Origin of the sequence: Erwinia sp. 9145 (assembly GCF_000745075.1) — a bacterium.
Taxonomy (GTDB): domain Bacteria; phylum Pseudomonadota; class Gammaproteobacteria; order Enterobacterales; family Enterobacteriaceae; genus Erwinia; species Erwinia oleae.
The window spans coordinates 1,806,282-1,827,819 of the sequence record NZ_JQNE01000001.1; the positions used below are offsets into that span (position 1 = coordinate 1,806,282).

Below are 21,538 nucleotides of genomic sequence, written 5' to 3' on the forward strand. Positions count from 1 at the left end.
TTATACAGCCGTATGTGGGCTGAGCAGGCGACCTAATCCGGCCAGTAACATATCGAGGATCAGCGCAAAAAGTGCCGTTGCGGCAGCGCCAAGGATCAGGGTAGGGAAATCGTTCAGATAGATGCCGGGGAAAATCAGTTCACCGTAGCTGCTCGCGCCGATCAGGAACGCCAGCGGCGCGGTGCCCACGTTTATCGCCATCGCCACGCGGATTCCAGAGAGCATCACCGGCCAGGCATTAGGAAGCTCCACCTGACGCAGCCGTTGTCCTTTGGTCATACCGATGCCGTTGGCCGCTTCAATCAGCGAGGAGGGAACGGAGCACAGCCCGGAATAGGTGTTTCGCACAATCGGCAGCAACGATGCCAGGAATAACGCAACAATCGCGGGCCGATCGCCAATACCAATAATGACCATCGCCAGCGCCAGTACCGCCAGCGGGGGCAAGGTATTACCGACGTTAAAGATTTGCATCACGTATTCCGCCCAGCGGCGGGCGAAAGGGCGGCTGAGGATGATGCCGCTGGGAATACCGACCAGCAAAGCAAACAGCATCGACCAGAACACCAGGAACATATGTTGCCTGCCCAGGTAAATCAAATCGACCTGGCGGGCTTTGATGGTATCAACGCCGAGGCCGTAAACCAGCAGCGCCACAATGGCGATAACGAATAGTACCGCCAGTGCCGTGCGCCGCAAAAACGTCGCGTTTTGCATAAGTTTCACTCTCCCTGGTTTTTTCAGGATACGGGCATGCCCTTGTTATAGTGACAAACAGCACAACAACATCAATCGCGCATAAGGCGATATCCGCCTGGTTTGTGCCGGGTAAAATGGTTAAAAAAGATACATCAGGTGTTTTTTAACGCCAGATGACCAAAAAGTACCTTAAACTCTATAGCAGCGTGCCCTCTGTTCCGCCAGTTTCAGGCGGAAAATCAGCAGGATAGTTTTCGCACTAAAGCGCTGTAACTCGCTTTATTACAGGTCTGAGGGTAAAAAAGAGAATTTCTGGCGTCACCGGTGACAACGTCACATTTTGAGGGTTTTACGTCGGTTATCGATAAATTCACGGTTGTTACAGGAAAGCATTCACGTCTATGTCTGAAAGCACGCACGAGCCGGTTGCCGGACGCCCGCTGATTCTTATTGCCTGCATGCTGGCAATGTTCATGGCCGCCATTGAAGTCACCATTGTAGCCACCGCGATGCCGACCATTGTTGCTGAGCTGGGAGGATTTGCGCAGTTTAGCTGGGTATTTTCGATTTACCTGCTGACGCAGGCGGTAAGCGTACCGATCTATGGGCGGCTGGCCGATATCTGGGGACGCAAACGGGTCTTTTTTATCGGCACTTCACTCTTTTTACTGGGCTCGGTACTGTGTGGCTTCGCGCCGGGCATGCAGTGGCTGATCCTGTTCCGCGCCGTGCAGGGGCTGGGAGCGGGCGCAATCATGCCGCTGACCGCCACCATTGTTGCCGATGTTTATCGGCCCGAAGAGCGGGCCTCTATACAGGGCTGGCTTTCCAGCGTGTGGGGCGTGTCAGCAATCGTTGGCCCGCTCAGCGGCGCATGGATTGTGCAGCACCTTAACTGGGCGGCGATCTTCTGGGTTAATGTGCCCATCGGCATCGTTTCCATGCTGATGCTGGCACGCTGGTTTAGCGAACCGGGCCACCATCAGCAGCAACGTCTGAACCTGGCAGGAAGCGGTTTGATGATGCTGTCGGTGACGGCGCTGCTTGCCGCGCTGTTACAGGCGCAGGAGCCAGGCTGGTGGTCTTTGTGTCTCTTTGTGCTGGCGGTGCTCTCCGGCTGGGCGCTGGTACGCCATGAAAAGCACGCGCCGGAACCGCTGTTTCCGCATGCCATCTGGCAAAGCAGAACGCTGCTGGCAGGCAATATGGGGAACCTGGCTATCGGCGCGGCAATGATGGGCATCAGCGCTTTTTTACCCACGTGGATTCAGGGCGTAAACGGCGGAACGCCGCTTCAGGCTGGCAGTGCCCTGGCAATGATGTCGATTGGCTGGCCGCTTGCCAGCACCTTCAGCGGTCGGTTGATGCATCGAACCTCTTACCGTTTCACCGCGCAGACCGGCTCGTTATTGCTGATTATCGGCACCGGGCTGTTATTGCTGTTAAACAGCCACAGTTCGATTCTCCAGTCCGGTCTGACGGCCTTTGTAATTGGCAGCGGTATGGGTATGACCAGCACCACCTTCCTGATCTCGGTACAGAATTCAGCACATCATTCGATACGAGGGATCTGCACGGCGTCAATTATGTTCAGCCGCCTGTTGGGTTCGGCGCTGGGCACGGCAGTGATGGGCGCGGTGCTGAATTATAATCTTCTTATCCGCCTGCCTGACAGGCAGGATCCGGTGCAGCAGGTGATGTCGCACGCAGAGCGCGCAGCGATGGGTGCGCAGGGGCTGGCGGAGGTGACGGGGCAGATTGCCGCTTCGCTGCACTGGGTATTTGCGGTGTCGGTGATTATCGCGACAGCCAGCCTGATAGTTTCACGCGCATTGCCGATTAAAAGGCCGGGTGACTAAATGAATAAAGGCCGCGAAAGCGGCCTTTATTATCAGGAAGAGGGCGAGTCCTGGGAAGAACCTGCATTCGCCGGTACGGGCTGCTCGCTTTCGCCCCCGTTGCGTTTATAGACGATTTTCTGTGAATCATTTTCGCAGTGACCAACCACCTGGCCGCCTGCGCTGTCAGCCTGATCGTTGGGAACAACGTCAAGGGTGAAACCCGATTCCGGCACGCCGTTATTAATGATTTTCTGGCTGATATCTGCCTTAACCGATTCGCAAGATGCCTGGGCTGCGAGAGGAGAGGCAATAATCAGCGCGATAACCCACTTGTAACCTTTCATCATCTTATCCTTTTGCTTAGTATCAGCGAATAACTATAGCAGCCATTTATCATCAGGGCGTGATCAGACGACCGCTGCGGCGATCCAGACAGCGAAGCGTGTTTGGCTCCCAATAAGCGTTTACGTTAGCGCTTTGTTCACAGCTATCGCGATTATCATAGGCGCGGTCAGCCTTATCGAACTCTTTTTCAACGCGGGTATTCACCTTCCTGCGTAGCATATGGGTTTGATCCCACTGCTCTTTTTCCTGCCGGGCCTGCTCGTTGCTCAGCGCATTGTTGCCGTTATCAATAATCAGGCGATCGGTTTGCGCCTGCGCGATACCGTTCATGCTGAACAGCGTACCGGCAAGCACCAGCAGCAGAGCAGCCTTGCCCATACATTTTTGCTTGTGTGTCATCATCGTTTTCACCGTAAATTCTCTTGTTTGAAACGCAACGCCCGCCGGAGCGGCTGCATGGATCACGTTATGTAGTATATCATCACCCGCAAATAGCTCACCAGCCGCCCGCATCTCGTTTAGGGTTGAGAGAGATTTCTATGCTGTTCAAAACAACGCTGCTTTTTTTTATTACCGCGCTGGCTGAAATTATCGGCTGTTTTCTGCCGTGGCTCTGGCTGAAAAAACAGGGGAGCGTGATGCTGCTGATACCTGCGGCCGCCAGCCTGGCGCTGTTCGCCTGGCTGCTGACGCTCCATCCCGCCGCCAGCGGCCGGGTATATGCCGCCTATGGCGGTGTGTATGTGGTAACGGCGCTCCTCTGGCTCCGTTTTGTGGATGGCATAAAACTCAGCTATTACGACTGGCTGGGCGCTGCCGTCGCGTTCTGTGGGATGCTGATCATGGTCGCGGGATGGGAAAGAGGCTAGCGGTATAAAGCCGAAACCAGATGCTTTTTGAAAATGTGATTTAACTTCCAATACGGTCTTTAAGATACTTGTATGGTAGGTGCCGCGAACGTGAATGACGCGGTCGTCAACCATATCGGATCTTAATTGTCAGAGAGGCCTCGATCCTCTCTGGCAGCCACGGAAGGGTCATCCTATGTCACAAAAGAACAGAAAAATCACCATCCCTGTCAGTTTGGGTTATGGCGTCACGGATATTATGGGCGGAGGCGCCTTTACCGTTATCGGCGCGTGGTTATTGTTTTTTTACACCACCTGGGTTGGTCTGACGCCGATGCAGGCGGCTTCCATCGTGGCGATTGCCCGTATTGTGGATGCGGTTGTCAGCTTATTTATGGGCAGCATCACTGACCACTTTTATAAAACATATTTCGGCAAAAAATTTGGCAGACGCCGTTTCTTTTTACTGGCGGGCGCGCCGCTGATGCTGGTTTATGCCCTGTTATGGGTTAATGGCATGAGCTACGGTTTTTACCTTACCGTCTATCTTGCTTTTGAAATTATCGCCGCGATGGTGCTTATTCCCTGGGAAACGTTGCCGTCGGAAATGACCCGAGATTTTAATTCACGGACAAAACTCTCTACATGCCGCATGTTCCTGTCGGCATCAGGCACTTTTCTGGCCACCTTTATTCCCGGTTTACTGATTCATCATTTCGGCGAGGACAATCCTCATGCGTATTTAATCAACGGTATTGTTTTCGCCGTCCTGTTTATGGTGTGCGTCTTTATTTCCTGGAAGGTCACCTGGGAGCGCGAGTTAACGCCGGAGATGCTGGCAGAGTTGGAACGTGTCGCGCCGCAGGCCACGGTTGTGGAAAGACTTGTCTCTGTGCTCGCGCTGTTTAAGGAATATGCCTCAACGCTTCGGGTTCGTGCGTTCCGCAAGCATCTGGCCATTTACCTTCTCTCATTTACCGCGAAAGATATTTACAACACGGTGTTTGTTTTTTTCTGCGTCTACTGCCTGAACATTTCTGCTGCGCTGGCGGGAACGCTGCTTTCGATGAGTATTGTCGGGCTCCCGGTGACGCTGCTGGCAGGCGTGGCGATCATCAGATACGGGCCGGCACGTCTTTATACGTTTGCCTACAGTCTGATGCTGCTGTGTCTGGTGGGTTTGTTGATGGTTTATCAGTTTCCGGGCGACTATAACGTTGCGCTTTTAGTTGTCCTGGCGGTGCTTTATCAGGTCGGGCGTTGCGTGCTTGAATTCACGCCCTGGAACGTATTTCCGTTTATTCCGGATATTGACGAATTAATCACCCGCCAACGCCGCGAAGGCTTATTTGCAGCCGTCATGACCTTCTCACGTAAAACGACGATAGCTGTTGCCACCTTTATGGTTGGCATGCTGCTTCAGGCGGGAGGATTTATAAAGGGAAGTCAGACGCAGCCTGAAAGTGCCGTGCAGACCATCGCCGTTATGTTATTTGCGGGCACGGCAGGGTTACTGCTTCTCGCACTCTGGCAGGCATTAAGTTTTCATCTGAATAAGCAGACGCATAAAATATTTGTTGATGAGGTGGATCGGTTAAAAATAAGCGGTGCGGAACGTCACGCAGCGCCAGAAATACGAAAAGTGGTGGAGGATCTGACCGGGCACAGTTACGATAAACTCTACGCGGAATTTACCCAGCCTGGGCAACATTTAACGCCGCATAAATGACGTCCGGCGGCCAGCCTGCTGGCCGCCCCATACTCAACGCTTCGCGACTTTTAATCCTGCCAGCGTCTGGCACACCGGCATCATTTCCAGCGTATTGATGTTGACATGCTTCGGCAGCGTGGCCACCCACCAGACCGCTTCGGTAACGTCTTCAGCGGTTAACGGCTCGGTACCTTCGTAAACGTTACCGGCTTTTGCGTCATCGCCCTTGAAGCGCACGTTAGAAAACTCCGTGCCGCCCACCAGGCCTGGCTCAATGTCCGTCACGCGAAGCGGAGTGCCGTGCAGGTCGGTGCGTAAATTGAGGCTGAACTGGCGAACGAAGGCTTTGGTCGCGCCATAAACGTTACCGCCCGCATAAGGCCAGTTACCGGCGGTGGAGCCAATATTAATAATGTGCCCCGCGTTTCGCTCAACCATGCCGGGCAGGATCGCGCGGGTCATGTAGACCAGACCTTTATTGTTGGTATCGATCATGGCTTCCCAGTCATCAAGGCTGGCCTTATGCGCAGGCTCCATCCCCAGCGCCAGGCCTGCATTATTCACGAGCACGGCGATGTTTTGCCAGTCGGCGGGGAGACTTTGCAATGCGTCTTCAATCTGCGCGCGGTTACGCACGTCCAGCCTCAGCGTATAAAGATTGTCGCCCAGCTCTTCTTTCAGGGCCTGAAGGCGTTCGCTGCGTCGGCCGGTGGCAATCACACGGTGACCCTGTGCGATAAAGCGGCGGGTGATGCTCTCTCCAAAGCCGGCGGTGGCACCAGTAACAAATACAATCATCTCACTGTTCCTCAACACATTTTGGGGGTTACACACCTTAGCACTTCACCGTGAGAATGGTAAGGCTGACGCTTATTCCTTTAAAAAGACCGGATTTCACGGCGATAAAAGAGTAATTTGTCAGCATGATCTTTCCTCTGGACAGGAGAAGTGGAATGACTGTTATCGCCTGCCTGCATGCGGCCAGAAGCAACATTGCGCTTTATGAAGATGCGCTGCGCGGGCTCGATTTCAGCGATGTTGAACTGCTGCATCGCGTTGAGGGCGAACTGCTGGCAAGCGTTGCCGATGCGGGAGACGTCACCGAGGCGATCGCGGATGCGACACGTCAGGCCATTCATGAGCTGTGTGACTACGCCGATGCGGTGATCGTTACCTGCACCACGCTTGGGGTGGTGGCATGGGACGCCAGCCAGTTCAGCAAACCGGTGATCCGGGTTGATGCCGCGCTGGCGAAAGTCGCGTCGCGCTATCAGGGTTCGATCCTTGTGCTTTGCACCGCGCACGCCACGCTGGCGGCCACCACCCATCTTTTTGAAGCGTTTATTCCTCCCGAACGTCTGTCGGTCGAGCTGATACCAGGAGCCTGGGTGTGGTTCAATGCGGGCGATTTCGACGGCTACTACCGGGAAATTGCCGGTTATATCCAGCAACGCCCGGAGTCACCGCTGGGTTGCATCGTACTGGCGCAAATATCGATGGCCGGTGCGGAAAAACAGATTAACAGCACGCTCTCGGTACTGACCGGCCCGGCAGTGAGTTTGCAGGCCGCCATTGATGCGCTGTATTAAGCAGTAAAAAAGCTGGCAGGTGAGATTAAAGCGTTTTAAGCTGCCGTTATAACGACTTACATCAGGAAAGAGAATGTTCGATATCACGCTGCTGATTCTTTTGGGGCTGGCCGGCATGAGCTATTTCAGCCACAACATGGCGGTGACGATTGCGCTGCTGGTACTGATTATTGTGAAAATGACGCCGCTCAGCAGTCTGTTTCCGTGGATCGAAAAGCAGGGTGTATCAATCGGCATCATTGTTCTGACCATTGGCATGCTGGCGCCGATTGCCAGCGGTGCCATACCCACCAGCACGCTGATACAATCATTTCTTAACTGGAAATCGCTGCTGGCGATCGCCGTCGGGATCTTCGTTTCGTGGGTAGGCGGGCGCGGCGTTACCCTGATGGGCAGTCAGCCTGGCGTGGTGGCGGGGTTGATTATCGGGACAATTATTGGCGTTTCGCTGTTTCGCGGCGTGCCGGTCGGGCCGCTGATTGCCGCAGGGCTGGTTTCGTTGTTCATCGGCAAATCGTAACGAGCAACGAAAAAGGGCGGAAGCTTTCCGCCCGATGCTGCTTAACCCGGATAGATACCGCGATCTTTACGCGCCATCAGAATACGCTCACAGGCAACAATATAGGCTGCGGTGCGCAGGCTGCACGACTTCTCTTTCGCTTTATCCCACACGTGAACCATCGCTTCGGTCATAATCTTATCCATGCGGTCGTTGATTTCGCCCTCGCTCCAGAAGAAGCTGGCCATATCCTGTACCCACTCGAAATAACTCACCGTTACGCCGCCCGCGTTACATATCACGTCAGGCACCACAATGATGCCGCGTGAGCTGAGCATATCGTCGGCATCCGGGAAGGTGGGCCCGTTAGCGCCTTCCAGCACCAGCTTACAGCTCAACTGCTCAGCGCGCTCGCGGGTTATCTGTCCTTCCAGCGCTGCCGGGATCAGGATATCCATGCTCACCGACCAGAATGCCTCGCTGTCAACGGTCTCTGCGCCAGGGAAACCGGCAATATTTTTATGCGCTTTTTGCCAGTCGGCGAGGGCGGCAAGATCGATGCCGTCGGCGTTAAACAGCGTTGCCGAATGATCCTGAATCGCCACCACATAGGCACCCGCTTCCACAAACAGTCGCGCCGCTTCGCTACCTACGTTACCAAAACCCTGTACGGCAATTTTCGCGCCCTGAATGCGGATGTTAGAGCGACGCGCCACTTCTCGGCCGGTCACAAAGACGCCGCGTCCGGTGGCTTTTTCCCTGCCGAGCGAGCCGCCCAGATGAATAGGCTTACCGGTGACCACGCCGGTTACCGTGGTGCCGTGATTCATTGAGTAGGTATCCATCATCCACGCCATCACCCGTGAATTGGTGCCGACGTCCGGGGCAGGGATATCTTTCTGCGGGCCAATAATCAGACCGATTTCGCTGGTATAGCGGCGGGTCAGTCGCTCCAGTTCACCGTCCGACAGCGTAAACGGATCGACGCGGATACCGCCTTTTGCGCCGCCGTAAGGCAGATTTACCGCTGCACACTTGATGGTCATCCATGCCGAAAGCGCCATCACCTCGTTTAAGTCAACGTTGGGATGGTAACGAATGCCGCCTTTGCCCGGCCCGCGCGACAGGTTGTGCTGCACGCGAAAACCCTCGAAGTGACGAATGGTGCCGTCGTCCATCTGTAAGGGGATATCAACAATCAGCGCGCGTTTGGGGTGACGCAGCGTATCGATCCAGCGAGTAAGGTCGCCCAGATAGGGCGCCACGCGGTCAATCTGTTGCAAATAAGTTGACCAGGCTGTTGTGCTGCCTTCAGAAACGTATGATAGCTTTTCCATAAGAAACCTTAGTGTGATAAGTGATATCTACTACGAAATCGGTAATTTTTTGGTGCATACGACTTATACGCCGGTAATTTAACACCAAACTGAGGTTTTCAATTCTTTAAATTATTGTGAAATTTTATAGGTAATTACATTTCAGACCCTCTGTAACGAATAATTAGTTATTGTGTTGGTCACAAAGAGAATCGGTTCAGAAAAAAAGGCCATTTTTATGCAGTAAATCTGCATAGCAGGCGGTTAATCGCTATTTTTCAAAAGTTTGAACAAGCTCAAACTTTGTTAAGCTTCTCTTATCACCTTTTGGTTAAGAAAGAGGAAAGGGTCAAATGGATGTCACCACAAAACAGCTTTTGACGCGGTTTCCGCTATTGGAACGCCTGCGTCGTCTGGAACCCGTCACCTGGATCAACCCGCTGGCGGGATCGGTTGATACTGAATTGTCCGGCACGGGACGCCAGGTTGAAGAGATGTCGGCACGTCTGCGCCGATTTGCGCCCTGGCTGATGAAGGCGTTCCCGGAAACCGAAGCCGCACAGGGGATTATCGAATCTGATATCGTGGCTATTCCTGCTATTCAGCACACGCTCAACACGCGTTATGGCTGCGTTCAGAACGGCCGCCTGCTGCTGAAAAAGGACAGCCATCTGCCCATTTCTGGCTCAATCAAAGCGCGGGGCGGCATTTGCGAAGTGTTGACGCACGCGGAGCGGCTGGCCGTCGGCGCGGGAGTGCTGAACGAAAACGACGACTACAGCATACTGCTGTCGGCGCGCCACCGGTCGTTTTTTTCCGGCTATCGCATTGCCGTCGGCTCAACCGGCAATCTGGGGCTCTCCATCGGTATCGTGGGCGCCCGGCTCGGTTTTAAGGTCAGCGTGCACATGTCTGCTGATGCGCGTCAGTGGAAAAAAGACCGCCTGCGCGCGCATGGCGTCGAGGTGATTGAACATGCGCAGGATTACGGCGTGGCGGTTGAAGAGGGAAGGCGCGAGTCCGCCAGCGATCCGGCCTGTTACTTTATTGATGATGAAAACTCCCGCACGCTGTTTCTGGGCTATGCGGTGGCAGGCGAGCGCGTCAGACGTCAACTGGCTGCCCGCAACGTCATTGTCAACGCCGCGCATCCGTTGTTTGTTTATCTGCCCTGCGGTGTGGGCGGCGGGCCGGGAGGCGTGGCATTTGGCCTGAAGCTGGCGTTTGGTGACGCGGTACACTGCATCTTTGCCGAACCGGTTAACTCGCCCTGTATGCTGCTGGGCGTGCATACCGGGCTGCATGATGCCATTGCCGTGCAGGATCTGGGCATCGACAATAAAACCATTGCGGACGGTCTGGCGGTGGGTCGCCCGTCTGGTTTTGTCGGGCGCACAATGGCAGGGCTGCTGTGCGGGTTTTATACGTTGCAGGACAGCGAGATGCTCGACCTGCTCCGGCTGTTGAACCATGATGAAGGGATCTCGCTGGAGCCGTCGGCGCTGGCCGGTTTGCCCGGCCCGTGGCGGCTTTGGCAGCAGCGCGAGGCGCTGGCGGCGCAGGGGATAACGACGGCAATGCTGCAACAGGGAACACATCTGGTCTGGGCTACCGGCGGCGGTATGGTGCCGGAAGCTGAAATGGCGCGCTATCTCGCGCCGCAGGCGGATAAATAGCAGACGATTTCGTTACCTTATCCACGATAACTGTCTGACGACTTTGCCTGAATCGACACAAGCAGGTATTCTACTGCCCAAATTTAATGAGAGTCCACATGAGGTCTTCATGATTATTAAACCACGCATTCGTGGCTTTATCTGTGTAACTGCCCATCCGGTGGGTTGCAAAGCTAACGTCAAGAACCAGATTGATTATGTTACCCGGCAGGGTGCCATCGCCAACGGCCCGAAAAAAGTACTGGTTATCGGCGCCTCTACCGGCTACGGCCTCGCGGCGCGCATCTCTGCCGCCTTTGGCTGTGGTGCGGACACGCTGGGCGTGTTCTTTGAGCGTGCGGGCGAAGAGACCAAACCCGCTACCGCTGGCTGGTACAACTCTGCCGCTTTTGAAGAATTCGCTGAAGCAAAAGGCCTGTATGCGAAAAGCATCAACGGCGACGCTTACTCGGACGAGGTCAAGCAGAAAACCATCGAGCTGATTAAACAGGATCTCGGCCAGGTCGATCTGGTGGTTTACAGCCTGGCCGCGCCGCGCCGCACCCATCCAAAAACCGGGGAAGTGTTCAACTCGACGCTGAAGCCGGTGGGCAAGCAGGTGACCATCCGCGGTCTGAATACCGATAAAGAGACCATTAGCGAATCCACGCTGGAGCCTGCCACCCAGCAAGAGATCGACGGCACCGTCGCGGTGATGGGTGGCGAAGACTGGCAAATGTGGATTGATGCGCTGAAGGACGCAGGTGTGCTGGCGGACGGCGCGAAAACCACCGCGTTCACCTATCTCGGTGAAAAAATCACCCACGATATCTACTGGAACGGCTCCATCGGCGAAGCGAAAAAGGATCTGGACAAGCGCGTGCTGACTATCCGCGATACGCTGGCAGACAAAGGCGGCGACGCACGCGTTTCGGTGCTGAAAGCGGTGGTCACGCAGGCCAGCTCGGCGATCCCGATGATGCCGCTCTATCTGTCACTGCTGTTTAAGGTGATGAAAGAGAAAGGAACGCACGAAGGCTGCATTGAGCAGGTGTACGGCCTGTTTAAAGAGAGTCTGTACGGCGCTTCGCCCATCGTTGATGATGAAGGCCGTCTGCGCGCGGATTATAAAGAACTGGCGGCGGACGTGCAGGACACGGTAGTGGCGCAGTGGCCGACCGTGACTAACGATAACCTCAACGACATTACCGATTTTGCCGGGTACAAAAAAGAGTTTATGCACCTGTTCGGTTTTGGCGTTGAGGGCGTGGATTATGACGCCGACGTTAACGCCGACGTCAAAATCAGGAATCTGGTGCAGATGTAATTCTGGCCACGTCAAGGCTCGTCTGCGGACGGGCCTGTTCCTGCAACAGGGCAATCATCGCCCTCAGATTGCCATTCTCCCCGTTTTTTCGCCACACCAGCCAGATATCCAGATGACCTGCCTTATCGGCGAGCGGCCAGGCCTGCACGCTGTCTCTGCCCGGCATCGTTTCCAGCATGCTCCGTGGAATAAGCGCCAGCCCCGCGCCTGCGCTGACGCAGGCCAGAATGCCGTGGTAGGACTCCATCTCAAAAATTTTACCGGGCATCGCGTTGGCGCGCGCAAACCAGTTTTCGAACAGACGGCGATAGGAACAGTTGGTGCGAAACGCATAGAGGGTCGCGCCGGAAAGCGCGTGTGCGCCGGTTATCGCCGGATGGTTTAACGCCGAGATCAGCACCATCTCCTCGGGGAAGGCCGCTATGCCGTCCAGCTGTGGATGCATGGGCGGCCCGTCAATAAATACTGCGCTGAATTCGCCCGCCAGCAAACCGTCGGTCATCGCTCCGGACGGGCCGGTTGACAGAGACAGCTCAACCTCCGGCCACTGTTGATGATAACGCGCAATCAGCGGTGGCAGCCTGACGGCGGCGGTGCTTTCAATGGCGCCCAGGGTAAATACGCCGGCCGGCTGACCGCCGGCTATGCGCTGCTTCGCTTCTGCGGTGAGATCTAAAATGCGCGTGGCGTAATCCAGCAGCGTTCTCCCCGCGTCGGTGATATGCAACCGCAGCTTTTCCCGATTAAACAGCAGCGTGCCCAGCTCCTCTTCAAGCTGGCGCAGCCGGGTGGAGATGTTCGACGGCACGCGATGCAGCTTTTCCGCCGCTGCGGTCACACTGCCTTCTTCAGCGATAGCGCGAAAAACTTCAAGCTGGGTGATATCCATAAACTTTCTCAATTCAGGTAAGTTATTTTCATTATTATTCATTTTATGAGAAAGAGTGGCAAGCCTATGATGACCTCATTGATGTATCAATCCTTTCGCTTTATGGAGACGTTATGACTGCATTATCCTCCGTTCAGACCGGTGCTGTTTCCCGCAATCCTTTCACCGGCGACGTTATTACCGTCCTGCCATTTGCCGCTGCGGCGGAAGTCGAACATGCGCTCGAAAGCAGCTGGCAGGCTTTCCAGGGCTGGCGCAAAAGCGATACCGACGCGCGCGCCAGCCTGCTGACGGCAATGGCGCATGCGCTACGCAATCATGCCCGCGAACTGGCGGCAATGATGAGCGATGAGATGGGCAAACCAATCGTTCAGGGCGTCAGCGAGGTGGAAAAAAGCGCCCGCCTGTGTGAATGGTACGCACAACACGGGCCGCTTTTCCTTCAGCCGGAACCCGCGCTGGTTGAAAACAACAAAGCGTTTGTTCAGTACCTTCCGCTGGGGCCGATCCTGGCGATTATGCCGTGGAACTTTCCCGTCTGGCAGGTGCTGCGCGGCGCCGTGCCGATTATAATGGCGGGAAACAGCTACCTGCTTAAGCCTGCGCCAAATGTCATGGGCTGCGCGCTGCTGCTGGAAAAGATCCTCACCGAGGCCGGAGTTCCGGCGGGGTTGTTCCGTGTTGTCAATGCCGATAATGACGCGGTGTCTACGCTGATTAACGATCGCCGCACCGCCGCCGTCACCCTGACCGGCAGCGTTCGCGCCGGTGCTGCTGTTGCCGCGCTGGCCGGCGCAGCGGTCAAGAAATGCGTGCTGGAGCTTGGGGGTTCGGATGCGTTTATCGTACTGGCAGATGCCGATCTTGATGCGGCGGTGGCCGGCGCCATTTCCGGGCGCTTTTTGAACAGCGGGCAGATCTGCATTGCCGCGAAGCGGATTATTGTTGAATCATCTGTTTTTACGGCCTTTCGCGACAAGTTTGTTGCCGCCGTTGCCGCGCTGCCTGTCGGCGATCCGCGCAACGAAGCCACCTACATCGGCCCGATGGCGCGTTACGATCTGCGTGATGAGCTGGATGCGCAGGTACAGGCAACGCTGGCTGAAGGGGCGGAGTGCCTGCTTGGCGGCCATATAATGCAGGGCGAAGGCAACTTTTATGCGCCGACGGTGCTGAGCAACGTCAGGCCCGGCATGACCAGCTTCCGTCAGGAGCTGTTTGGCCCGGTTGCCTCACTGATTGTCGCGAAAGATGCGGACGACGCTGTTGCAATGGCCAACGACTCTGAATTCGGCCTGGGCGGCAGCATCTGGAGCCGCGATATTGAGCAGGCTACTTCTCTGGCGGCGCGTATCGAAACCGGCGGCGTATTTATCAACTCACCGACGTTTTCCGATCCGCGCGTGCCGATCGGCGGGGTGAAAAACAGCGGCTTTGGCCGTGAACTGTCGCGCTTTGGCATTCAGGAATTCACCAATGCCCAGACGGTCTGGCGTGAGAGTTGATGCCGGCATAAAAGCGGTGTAACGTCGCGTTTTGCCTGCGGAGGGATAATGAACGCGATGACGAAAAACGCCACCGGGCGTATCGTGTTGTACGACGGCGTGTGTAAACTCTGCAATGGCTGGGTCAACTTCCTGTTGCGTCACGATAAACGCCGCACCGTCAGGCTGGCGGCGGTGCAAACCGATAAGGGAAGGGCGCTGCTGACGCAGGCAGGGTTGTCGCCCGACAACATTAACACCATTGTACTGTTGGAGGGCGATCGGGTTTACCTGCGCGCCGCAGCGATTTTCCGTGTGCTGGCCGGGCTGCCGTGGCCGTGGCGGGCGCTCGGCATCCTGCGCTACTTCCCTGAAGGGATAAGCAATCGCTGTTATGATCTTATCGCCCGCAACCGATATCGCCTGTTCGGGCGCTTTGACGCTTATCAGAAACCACGCGCCGATTATCCGGGGCGCTTTCTTGACTGATCCATCGTTGTCTGGACAACCTCTCCTCACTTACTCTATGTTATTGTTTTGAGCCGTAACGACCGAGGTGTTTTTTGTCTGAGAACGATAACGAGTATCAGCAGCCGGTAGGCGCAAGCCTTGAAGGCTGGACATCGCGACCGCGACCGGAGCGAGTCACCATGCAGGGGCGTTTTTGCCGTCTGGAACCGCTTGACCCCCAACTTCATTTAGCCGATCTCTGTGCCGCATGGGCAGATCCTGAAGATGAAAAGGACTGGACCTATATGCCTTTCGGGCCGTTCAGGAACGAAGGAGAATTCCGCCGCCATCTTGATGCGACGGGCGGCAGCAGCGATGCGCTGCACTATACGGTTATCGATCTGACGACAGATCGCGCAGTTGGCACCCTGGCGTTAATGCGTATCGAACCGGGGCACGGTGTGATTGAAGTGGGATTCGTTACGTTTTCCCGCTACCTGAAACGCAGCCCGCTCTCAACCGAGGCGCAATTTTTATTGATGAAGTACGTCTTCGACCAGCTTGGCTATCGCCGCTACGAGTGGAAGTGCGACAGCCTGAATGCGCCTTCATGCAACGCGGCGCGGCGTCTGGGCTTCAGTTTTGAAGGAACGTTTCGTCAGGCCATCGTCTATAAAGGGCGCAACCGCGATACCAACTGGTTTTCCATCATTGATAAAGAGTGGCCCTCTGTTCGGGAGGCTTTCGAACAGTGGCTGAAGCCAGAAAACTTTGATGAAGACGGTAAACAGCGCCACAGCCTGGCGGCTCTGCGTGACAACGTCACAAAGTAAGCGTTAATTTTTTGTGATATTTCCCGACATAAAGGCATTAAACTTACTAACCTTTTACCAAACCGCGTGACGACAATCTGGTCGTCACCGTTTACGGTAAAAGGAGTAAGTTCATGACGTCTTCGGCGCTACACCACGCTTCCCGACCTGTTGGTTTTGTCTATTCACTGCTTGACCCGGTGCCGCTGGGATTTTTTGTCGCGGCATGGATCTTTGATGTGATCTATCTCTTCAGTACGGAAATTACCTGGACGCAGTCGGCCAGCTGGCTGATTGTTTTCGGTCTGATCCTCGCCATCATTCCCCGTATTATCAGCCTTGTGCATCTGGTGAAGGGCCGCAATCTGCCAGGACGCTCCGCGCTGAATCTCCATTTCTGGCTGTCGGCGCTGGCCGTCGTGCTGGCCATTTTTAATGCTTTCGTTCACAGCCGCGATGCCTGGGCAGTGGTGCCTTCCGGCGTCATTCTCTCCACCCTGGTGGTTTTACTGCTGCTGATCGCCAACGTCCAGCTCGCCGTCCGTACCCGCTACGCTTATGGAGAAGCCCGATGAAAACGTCTCTGAAACTATCCCTGTTGACGCTCTCCATCACGCTGATGATCAGCGGTTGCGACGACAGCGCTAAAATCGATCCCGCGCGCCAGACCGGCGCAAACCCTGAACTGCCTGCGGCACAAAACTTTCTGCTACCGCCCATGCAGGTGCCGCGCGGTGCAGCCTGGAAGCAGGGCGAGAAACCCACCGTGGCCGACGGGTTAAAAATTGAAAAAATTGCCGATGGCCTGCAACACCCACGCCAGCTCACCACTCTGCCTAATGGCGATATCCTGGTGGTGGAAGGCAACAGCCCGCCGGGTGTGACCGCCAAACCTAAAGAGCTGATCATGGGGCTGGTGCAAAAAGCCTCCGGCAAAGGCGGCGCGGGCGGCAACCGTATCACGCTGCTCAGAAGAAGCGCCGACGGCCAGCACTGGGAAAAACACCCCTTTCTGAATAATCTTTTTTCACCGTTTGGCGTGCAGCTGATCGGCGACACGCTCTACGTGGCCAATGCCGATGCCATCATGAAATATCACTATGACAGCGGCGCAACCTCAATCACCGATCCCGGCACCGAACTGACCGATCTTCCCGGCGGGCCCATCAACCACCACTGGACCAAATCGCTGCTCGCCAGTCCGGACGGCAGTAAGCTCTATGTGGGCGTCGGCTCCAACAGCAACATCACCGAAAACGGCACGGGCGCGGAATACCGTCGCGCGGCGGTACTGGAAGTGGATGTGGCCAACGGGGCAAGCCGTATCTTTGCCAGCGGCCTGCGCAATCCGACCGGCCTGCAATGGGAGCCGCAAAGCGGCAAGCTGTGGGCGGTGGTGAATGAACGTGATGAAATCGGCGCCGATCTGGTGCCGGATTATCTCACCTCGGTGCAGGATCAGGGCTTTTACGGCTGGCCCTACAGCTATTACGGCCAGCATGTGGATGAGCGCGTCAAACCGCAACGGCCCGATTTGGTTAAAAAAGCCATCAAGCCTGACTACGCCCTCAGCTCGCACGTTGCGCCACTGGGCCTGCTGTTCTATACCGGCGACAATCTTCCGGCAGAGTATCGCGGCGGCGCTTTTATCAGCGAACACGGCAGCTGGAACCGTAAACCACTGAACGGTTATCAGGTGGTCTGGGTGGCTTTCAAAGACGGCAAACCCCAGGGGATGCCAAAACCTGTCGTGACCGGTTTCCTGACTGACGATCAGAAAAACGTACGCGGTCTGCCGGTGGGACTGAGTATGGATAAGGAGGGCGGCCTGCTGATTGCCGATGATGCCGGTAATACCGTCTGGCGCGTCTCCGCACGCTAACATGCTCCGCGCCGTCGTCCGACGGCGCTTTTCACCCTCGATCGCACAAATTCACCCCTCCTGCCGCTTGCGCTTAAGATATATCATAGATATATTCCCACTCTGTTGAGTGAGAATCATTCATAATAATGTGCCGACGCTATGCAGGAGATCCCATGCAGGATAATCAACCTTTTTCTCGTTTACCCCAGCGCGTCAGAAATGAACTGCGCTTTCGCACCATTGACGTGCTGAGCACCCGCCAGGTTGCGGGTTGTTTTAATCGTATTGAATTTGGCGGCGACGCGCTGAAGGGCTTCAATTCAGCAGGCTTCGACGATCATATCAAAGTCTTTTTCCCCAACGGCGGTGAGCTGAATTTACCGGAAATCACCTCCGAAGGCGTGGTATGGAAAGATGGCGTACGGCCTGCTGCACGCGACTATACGCCGCTGGCGTTTGACGGTGACGCAGGGCGCCTGACGCTCGACTTTTATATTCATCAGGCCGGTCTGGCAAGCGACTGGGCGGTGCAGGCGAAGCCGGGCGATAAACTGACGATTGGCGGGCCGCGTGGATCGCTGGTGGTGCCGGAAGATTACGCTTTCCAGCTCTACGTATGTGATGAAACCGGGCTGCCCGCCTTTAAGCGCCGCCAGCAGGGGCTTTCGGGTGGTGACATCAGGCTGTTTGCCTTTGCTGATGAAGCCGCAGGACGCGATTACCTGGGCGATACCGGTAGCGTAACGGTGAGTTGGCTCGGCAGTGGCGCGATGACGCTGGCAGCGGCAGACGAGCTGATTGCGCAGTTTGCGTCTCTCTCGCTGCCCGATAATGACTATTTTATCTGGCTGACGGGCGAGGGCGCTGCGGTGAAAAAACTGGGCGACTATTTTATTGCGCAGCGCGGGTGCGAGGCAGAGCGGGTTCGCGCGGTGGCTTACTGGCATCAGAAATAGCCCTGGTCACCGTGTTGAAATTACGCGATGGGCAGAATACTATCGTCTCCTGATTTTTTTCCGGGACAGGTGATGACACAGGATCTCCACGCAGGCCGTGAAGAGTGCGGCGCCAGGCGCAGAAAACGCCGTGAAAAAATGCTTGATGCGGGCGATATTCGCCTGCTGATGCTGCATTTTATTGGTCAGGGCGCGGCGCATGGCTATGAGCTGATTAAATCTGTTGAAGATCTGTCACGGGGCGAATACACGCCCAGCGCCGGGATCGTTTACCCCAACCTGACGCTTCTTGAAGACGCGAACTGCATCAGCGCTGTTGATCCGCATGCCAGCCGAAAAACCTGGCAACTGGAAGAGGCGGGCCGCCGCCAGCTGGCTGAAAACCAGCCTCTCTTACGCGATATCGTTTCCCGCCTCACCTCGCTGGCGGTGCTGGTGAATAATCGCAGTATTCCGGAGGTCGAGCGCGCCATTTATAACTTCAAAACTGCGCTCAATGCGCAGCTTTCGCAGCAAAACCTGTCGCAGGAAAAGCTGCATAAGATTATTGATACGCTTGACGAAGCCGCTAAAAAAATTGAACGCGGCTGCTGATAATCTGCTGCGCACGTCTAATCAGGCGTGCGCACTGCGAATTTATCCGCTGTATAAACAGCCCTGACCTGCCCGATTCCCTCATTACGACTACTATTAATACCGGTACTGTTTCCGCAACGTAATTATCACGCCAACAGCTTAAAATATCTGTAGTTTTTTTATTTATGAAATGTAGTTAAATTTATGCTGTGGAAATGTAAACGCTTACACGGGTGATTTTTGCCCGTCGTGTCAACTGAGAGAATCAGAATGGTTAACAAATTAACAAGTATTGTTATAGCGATAATTGGTGTCGCTATGCTTTATATGGGCGCAAAACTCCTGATGGTGGGGGGCACCTTTTTTTATCTGGTGATGGCGATTGGGCTGCTGATCACCGCCTTCGCCCTGTTTAAAAATAAAAGAATCGCGCTGACCCTTTATGCCGTGCTGATGTGGATTGTCCTTGCCTGGATAATTTACGAGGTGGGCTTTGATAAATGGCAGTGGATACCACGCGGCGACCTTATTGGTCTGATTGGCGTGTGGCTGGCAATGCCGTGGGTGGTTCGTTCGCTCTCTCAAAGAGAGGCGCCTTCACGAGCCTCTGCGTTTCATCCTTTTCTTGGCGGCACCGTTATCGCCATGATTGCGATTGTTATCGGGCTGATGTTCTACGATCCCTATCCGCAAGAAGGCAATATCACCACCAAACGCAATCCGACCGATATGGATGTGGCGGGCAATGACTGGTCAGCTTACGGCGGCACCAATAACGGCCTGCGCTTTTCATCGTTAAAGCAGATCACCAAAGACAACGCCAGCAGCCTGGAAACGGCGTGGACTTATCACACCGGCGATCTGCGCGATGAGAAAGATGCATCGGAATATACCTTTGAAGCGACACCGCTGAAGGTGAATAACACGCTCTATTTCTGTACGCCGCATAATGAAGTGCATGCGCTGAATCCCGAAACGGGCGAACTGAAGTGGAAGTATGCCACCAGCAAAGATCGCTCTTACCTGCAACAGCATCAGACCTGCCGCGGCGTCAGCTATTATGACGCCGCAAACGCGCCAGCTGAACAGAACGCGGCTTCGCCCGCGGCCTGCCGCAAGCGTATTTTTAATACCACCACCGATGCCCGTCTGCGCGCGCTGGATGCCGACACCGGCAAACTGTGCGACGATTTTGGCGATCATGGCGTGGTGGATCTGCATGCCAATATGGGAACGCTGCGTCCTCATGCGCTGATGCAAACCGCGGCGCCGCTGGTAGCCGGCAACCTGGTGGTCGTTGGCGGTTCGGTCATGGATAACGGCTTTAATGCCGGAAACCCGTCGGGCGTTATCCGCGCCTATGACGTCATCAGCGGCCGACTGGTCTGGAACTTTGATCCGGCCAGTCCGGACAGCACCCAGCCCATTGCGGCGGGCAAGACCTACCCACAGGATACGCCGGTGGCCTGGGCAACGCTGAGCGCTGACGTCAAAAACGGCCTGGTTTACGTGCCGTTTGGCAACGCCTCGCCGGACGAGCTGGGCACAAAACGTATTGCCGACAGCAACACGGAAAAATTCCGCGATACGCTGGTGGCGCTTGATTTGAAAACAGGCGCGTTCCGCTGGCGCTTCCAGTCCTCTAAAAATGACCTGTGGGATCGCGATAATCCTTCGCAGCCATCGCTGCTGGATATCGATTATCAGGGGCAACGGCAGCCTGTGGTGATCCTGCCGACGAAAACCGGCAACCTGTTTGTGCTGAACCGGCTCACCGGTCAGGCTGTTTATCCGGTCAATCAGCGTCAGGTCTCAACCACAGGCGGCGTGGCAGGGGAAAAATTTTCGCCCATCCAGCCCGTTTCCGCACTGAATTTTATTCCTGAGCCGCTTAATGAAAAATCCATGTGGGGGCTGACACCATTCGATCAGATGGCCTGCCGCACGGAATTTAAATCGTTGCGCTACGATGGCAATCCATGGACGCCATCAACGGAAGGCGGTTCACTGATCTTTCCCGGTAATATTGGCGTTTTCAACTGGGGCTCGGTGGCCGTCGATCCTGAACGTCAGATCCTTATCGCTTCGCCGGTTCGTCTGGCCTACAAATACAACCTGATCAAACGCACGCCGCAAAACGCCAGAGACCGTCTGTTTACCAAAGACGGCACGCCTTACTGGAACGAGAACTTTGAGGGTGATTACGCTATTCACATTCAGCAGTTTGCGTCCGGTTTGGGCATTCCCTGTATTGCGCCGCCGTGGGGCCGCATGGTGGGCGTGGATTTGACCTCCGGTAAAACAACGTGGTTGCGCCGCACCGGCAACACTAAAAATCTCAACACGACTTTCCTGCCGGGCCGGTTCCCGATTGGTTTCCCGATGGGCATGGTCGCACACGGCGGGCCATTGACTACTGCGGGTGATGTGGTGTTTCAGGCGGCAACGGCGGATAACTTTATTCGCGCTTACGACGTCAATAACGGCAGGCTGCTATGGGAAAACGAGCTTCCTGCTGGCGGACAGGCAACGCCATCAACCTACATGGGCGCTGATAACAAACAGTACGTGGTTATTGCCGCGGGTGGTCATGGCTCTCTGGGAACAAAGACCGGGGATGCGGTGGTTGCCTATCGGCTGAAATAGCATTGCGGAAATAAAAAGGGTGGCATAAAGC

The 21,538-nt window shown here is 55.4% G+C and carries 21 protein-coding genes; 15 read left to right on the forward strand and 6 right to left on the reverse strand.

Annotation, left to right across the window (positions count from 1 at the left end):
- On the reverse strand, positions 1-717 hold the full coding sequence (osmY, locus tag FA91_RS08870; RefSeq protein ID WP_034914727.1) for an osmoprotectant ABC transporter permease OsmY: 717 nt from the start codon (positions 715-717) through the stop codon (positions 1-3).
- Between the two features lie 383 nt (positions 718-1,100).
- Here osmY and FA91_RS08875 point away from each other — a divergent pair, with 383 nt between their 5' ends.
- Positions 1,101-2,558, forward strand: a complete 1,458-nt coding sequence (locus tag FA91_RS08875) for an MDR family MFS transporter (protein ID WP_034914729.1) — start codon at positions 1,101-1,103, stop codon at positions 2,556-2,558.
- Positions 2,559-2,590: 32 nt separating this feature from the next.
- On the opposite strand, the gene FA91_RS08880 is transcribed toward FA91_RS08875, so the two are convergent.
- The gene (locus tag FA91_RS08880; protein ID WP_152601350.1) at positions 2,591-2,884 is read right to left on the reverse strand and encodes a DUF1161 domain-containing protein; all 294 of its coding nucleotides are present in this window, start codon (positions 2,882-2,884) and stop codon (positions 2,591-2,593) included.
- Between the two features lie 52 nt (positions 2,885-2,936).
- Positions 2,937-3,296 (reverse strand): DUF1283 family protein, encoded by a 360-nt coding sequence (locus FA91_RS08885; RefSeq protein WP_034919142.1) that lies wholly within the window; start codon positions 3,294-3,296, stop codon positions 2,937-2,939.
- 131 nt (positions 3,297-3,427) lie between these two features.
- On the opposite strand from FA91_RS08885, the gene FA91_RS08890 reads away from it, so the two are divergent.
- Positions 3,428-3,754, forward strand: a complete 327-nt coding sequence (locus tag FA91_RS08890) for a YnfA family protein (RefSeq protein ID WP_034919145.1) — start codon at positions 3,428-3,430, stop codon at positions 3,752-3,754.
- A 175-nt stretch (positions 3,755-3,929) separates the two neighbouring features.
- Positions 3,930-5,462 carry an MFS transporter gene (locus FA91_RS08895; RefSeq protein ID WP_034914735.1) on the forward strand — a complete coding sequence of 511 codons (1,533 nt, stop codon included), beginning with the start codon at positions 3,930-3,932 and terminating at the stop codon, positions 5,460-5,462.
- A gap of 33 nt (positions 5,463-5,495) precedes the next feature.
- On the opposite strand, the gene ydfG is transcribed toward FA91_RS08895, so the two are convergent.
- A complete protein-coding gene (ydfG, locus tag FA91_RS08900) occupies positions 5,496-6,242 on the reverse strand; it encodes a bifunctional NADP-dependent 3-hydroxy acid dehydrogenase/3-hydroxypropionate dehydrogenase YdfG (protein WP_034914737.1) in 747 nt (248 codons plus the stop codon).
- Positions 6,243-6,397: 155 nt separating this feature from the next.
- Here ydfG and FA91_RS08905 point away from each other — a divergent pair, with 155 nt between their 5' ends.
- Both FA91_RS08905 and FA91_RS08910 read left to right on the forward strand, forming a co-directional pair.
- Entirely contained in the window at positions 6,398-7,033 is a 636-nt protein-coding gene (locus FA91_RS08905) for a hypothetical protein (protein WP_034914740.1), read from the forward strand.
- A 73-nt stretch (positions 7,034-7,106) separates the two neighbouring features.
- Positions 7,107-7,553: a DUF441 domain-containing protein gene (locus tag FA91_RS08910; RefSeq protein ID WP_034914743.1), complete on the forward strand. Its 447-nt coding sequence runs from the start codon at positions 7,107-7,109 to the stop codon at positions 7,551-7,553.
- Positions 7,554-7,594: 41 nt separating this feature from the next.
- Here the strand turns inward: FA91_RS08910 and FA91_RS08915 are convergent, their stop codons facing one another.
- Complete coding sequence (locus FA91_RS08915; protein WP_034914746.1) at positions 7,595-8,869, reverse strand: Glu/Leu/Phe/Val dehydrogenase; 1,275 nt, start codon at positions 8,867-8,869, stop codon at positions 7,595-7,597.
- A 332-nt stretch (positions 8,870-9,201) separates the two neighbouring features.
- On the opposite strand from FA91_RS08915, the gene FA91_RS08920 reads away from it, so the two are divergent.
- The gene (locus tag FA91_RS08920) at positions 9,202-10,524 is read left to right on the forward strand and encodes a D-serine ammonia-lyase (RefSeq protein ID WP_034914749.1); all 1,323 of its coding nucleotides are present in this window, start codon (positions 9,202-9,204) and stop codon (positions 10,522-10,524) included.
- A gap of 109 nt (positions 10,525-10,633) precedes the next feature.
- The gene (gene fabV / locus FA91_RS08925) at positions 10,634-11,830 is read left to right on the forward strand and encodes an enoyl-ACP reductase FabV (RefSeq protein ID WP_034914755.1); all 1,197 of its coding nucleotides are present in this window, start codon (positions 10,634-10,636) and stop codon (positions 11,828-11,830) included.
- On the opposite strand, the gene FA91_RS08930 is transcribed toward fabV, so the two are convergent.
- A complete protein-coding gene (locus tag FA91_RS08930) occupies positions 11,808-12,719 on the reverse strand; it encodes a LysR family transcriptional regulator (protein ID WP_051937111.1) in 912 nt (303 codons plus the stop codon). The two genes, fabV and FA91_RS08930, sit on opposite strands and share 23 nt — an antisense overlap.
- Before the next feature lie 113 nt (positions 12,720-12,832).
- Here FA91_RS08930 and FA91_RS08935 point away from each other — a divergent pair, with 113 nt between their 5' ends.
- The 8 genes from FA91_RS08935 to FA91_RS08970 all read left to right on the forward strand — a co-directional run bounded on the left by FA91_RS08935 (position 12,833) and on the right by FA91_RS08970 (position 21,507).
- A complete protein-coding gene (locus tag FA91_RS08935) occupies positions 12,833-14,224 on the forward strand; it encodes an NAD-dependent succinate-semialdehyde dehydrogenase (RefSeq protein WP_034914759.1) in 1,392 nt (463 codons plus the stop codon).
- A 48-nt stretch (positions 14,225-14,272) separates the two neighbouring features.
- Positions 14,273-14,692, forward strand: coding sequence for a thiol-disulfide oxidoreductase DCC family protein (locus tag FA91_RS08940; protein ID WP_034914763.1), 420 nt, complete (start codon positions 14,273-14,275; stop codon positions 14,690-14,692).
- A gap of 74 nt (positions 14,693-14,766) precedes the next feature.
- A complete protein-coding gene (locus tag FA91_RS08945; protein WP_034914766.1) occupies positions 14,767-15,486 on the forward strand; it encodes a GNAT family protein in 720 nt (239 codons plus the stop codon).
- Between the two features lie 113 nt (positions 15,487-15,599).
- Positions 15,600-16,040 (forward strand): DUF2231 domain-containing protein, encoded by a 441-nt coding sequence (locus FA91_RS08950; RefSeq protein ID WP_034914769.1) that lies wholly within the window; start codon positions 15,600-15,602, stop codon positions 16,038-16,040.
- Positions 16,037-17,347: a sorbosone dehydrogenase family protein gene (locus FA91_RS08955; protein ID WP_034914772.1), complete on the forward strand. Its 1,311-nt coding sequence runs from the start codon at positions 16,037-16,039 to the stop codon at positions 17,345-17,347. The genes FA91_RS08950 and FA91_RS08955 overlap by 4 nt, the downstream gene beginning before the upstream one ends.
- 155 nt (positions 17,348-17,502) lie before the next feature.
- Positions 17,503-18,285, forward strand: coding sequence for a siderophore-interacting protein (locus tag FA91_RS08960; protein ID WP_034914775.1), 783 nt, complete (start codon positions 17,503-17,505; stop codon positions 18,283-18,285).
- A gap of 72 nt (positions 18,286-18,357) precedes the next feature.
- Positions 18,358-18,879 (forward strand): PadR family transcriptional regulator, encoded by a 522-nt coding sequence (locus tag FA91_RS08965; RefSeq protein WP_034914777.1) that lies wholly within the window; start codon positions 18,358-18,360, stop codon positions 18,877-18,879.
- 252 nt (positions 18,880-19,131) lie between these two features.
- Positions 19,132-21,507 (forward strand): membrane-bound PQQ-dependent dehydrogenase, glucose/quinate/shikimate family, encoded by a 2,376-nt coding sequence (locus tag FA91_RS08970; protein ID WP_034914780.1) that lies wholly within the window; start codon positions 19,132-19,134, stop codon positions 21,505-21,507.
- Positions 21,508-21,538: the final 31 nt, after the last annotated feature.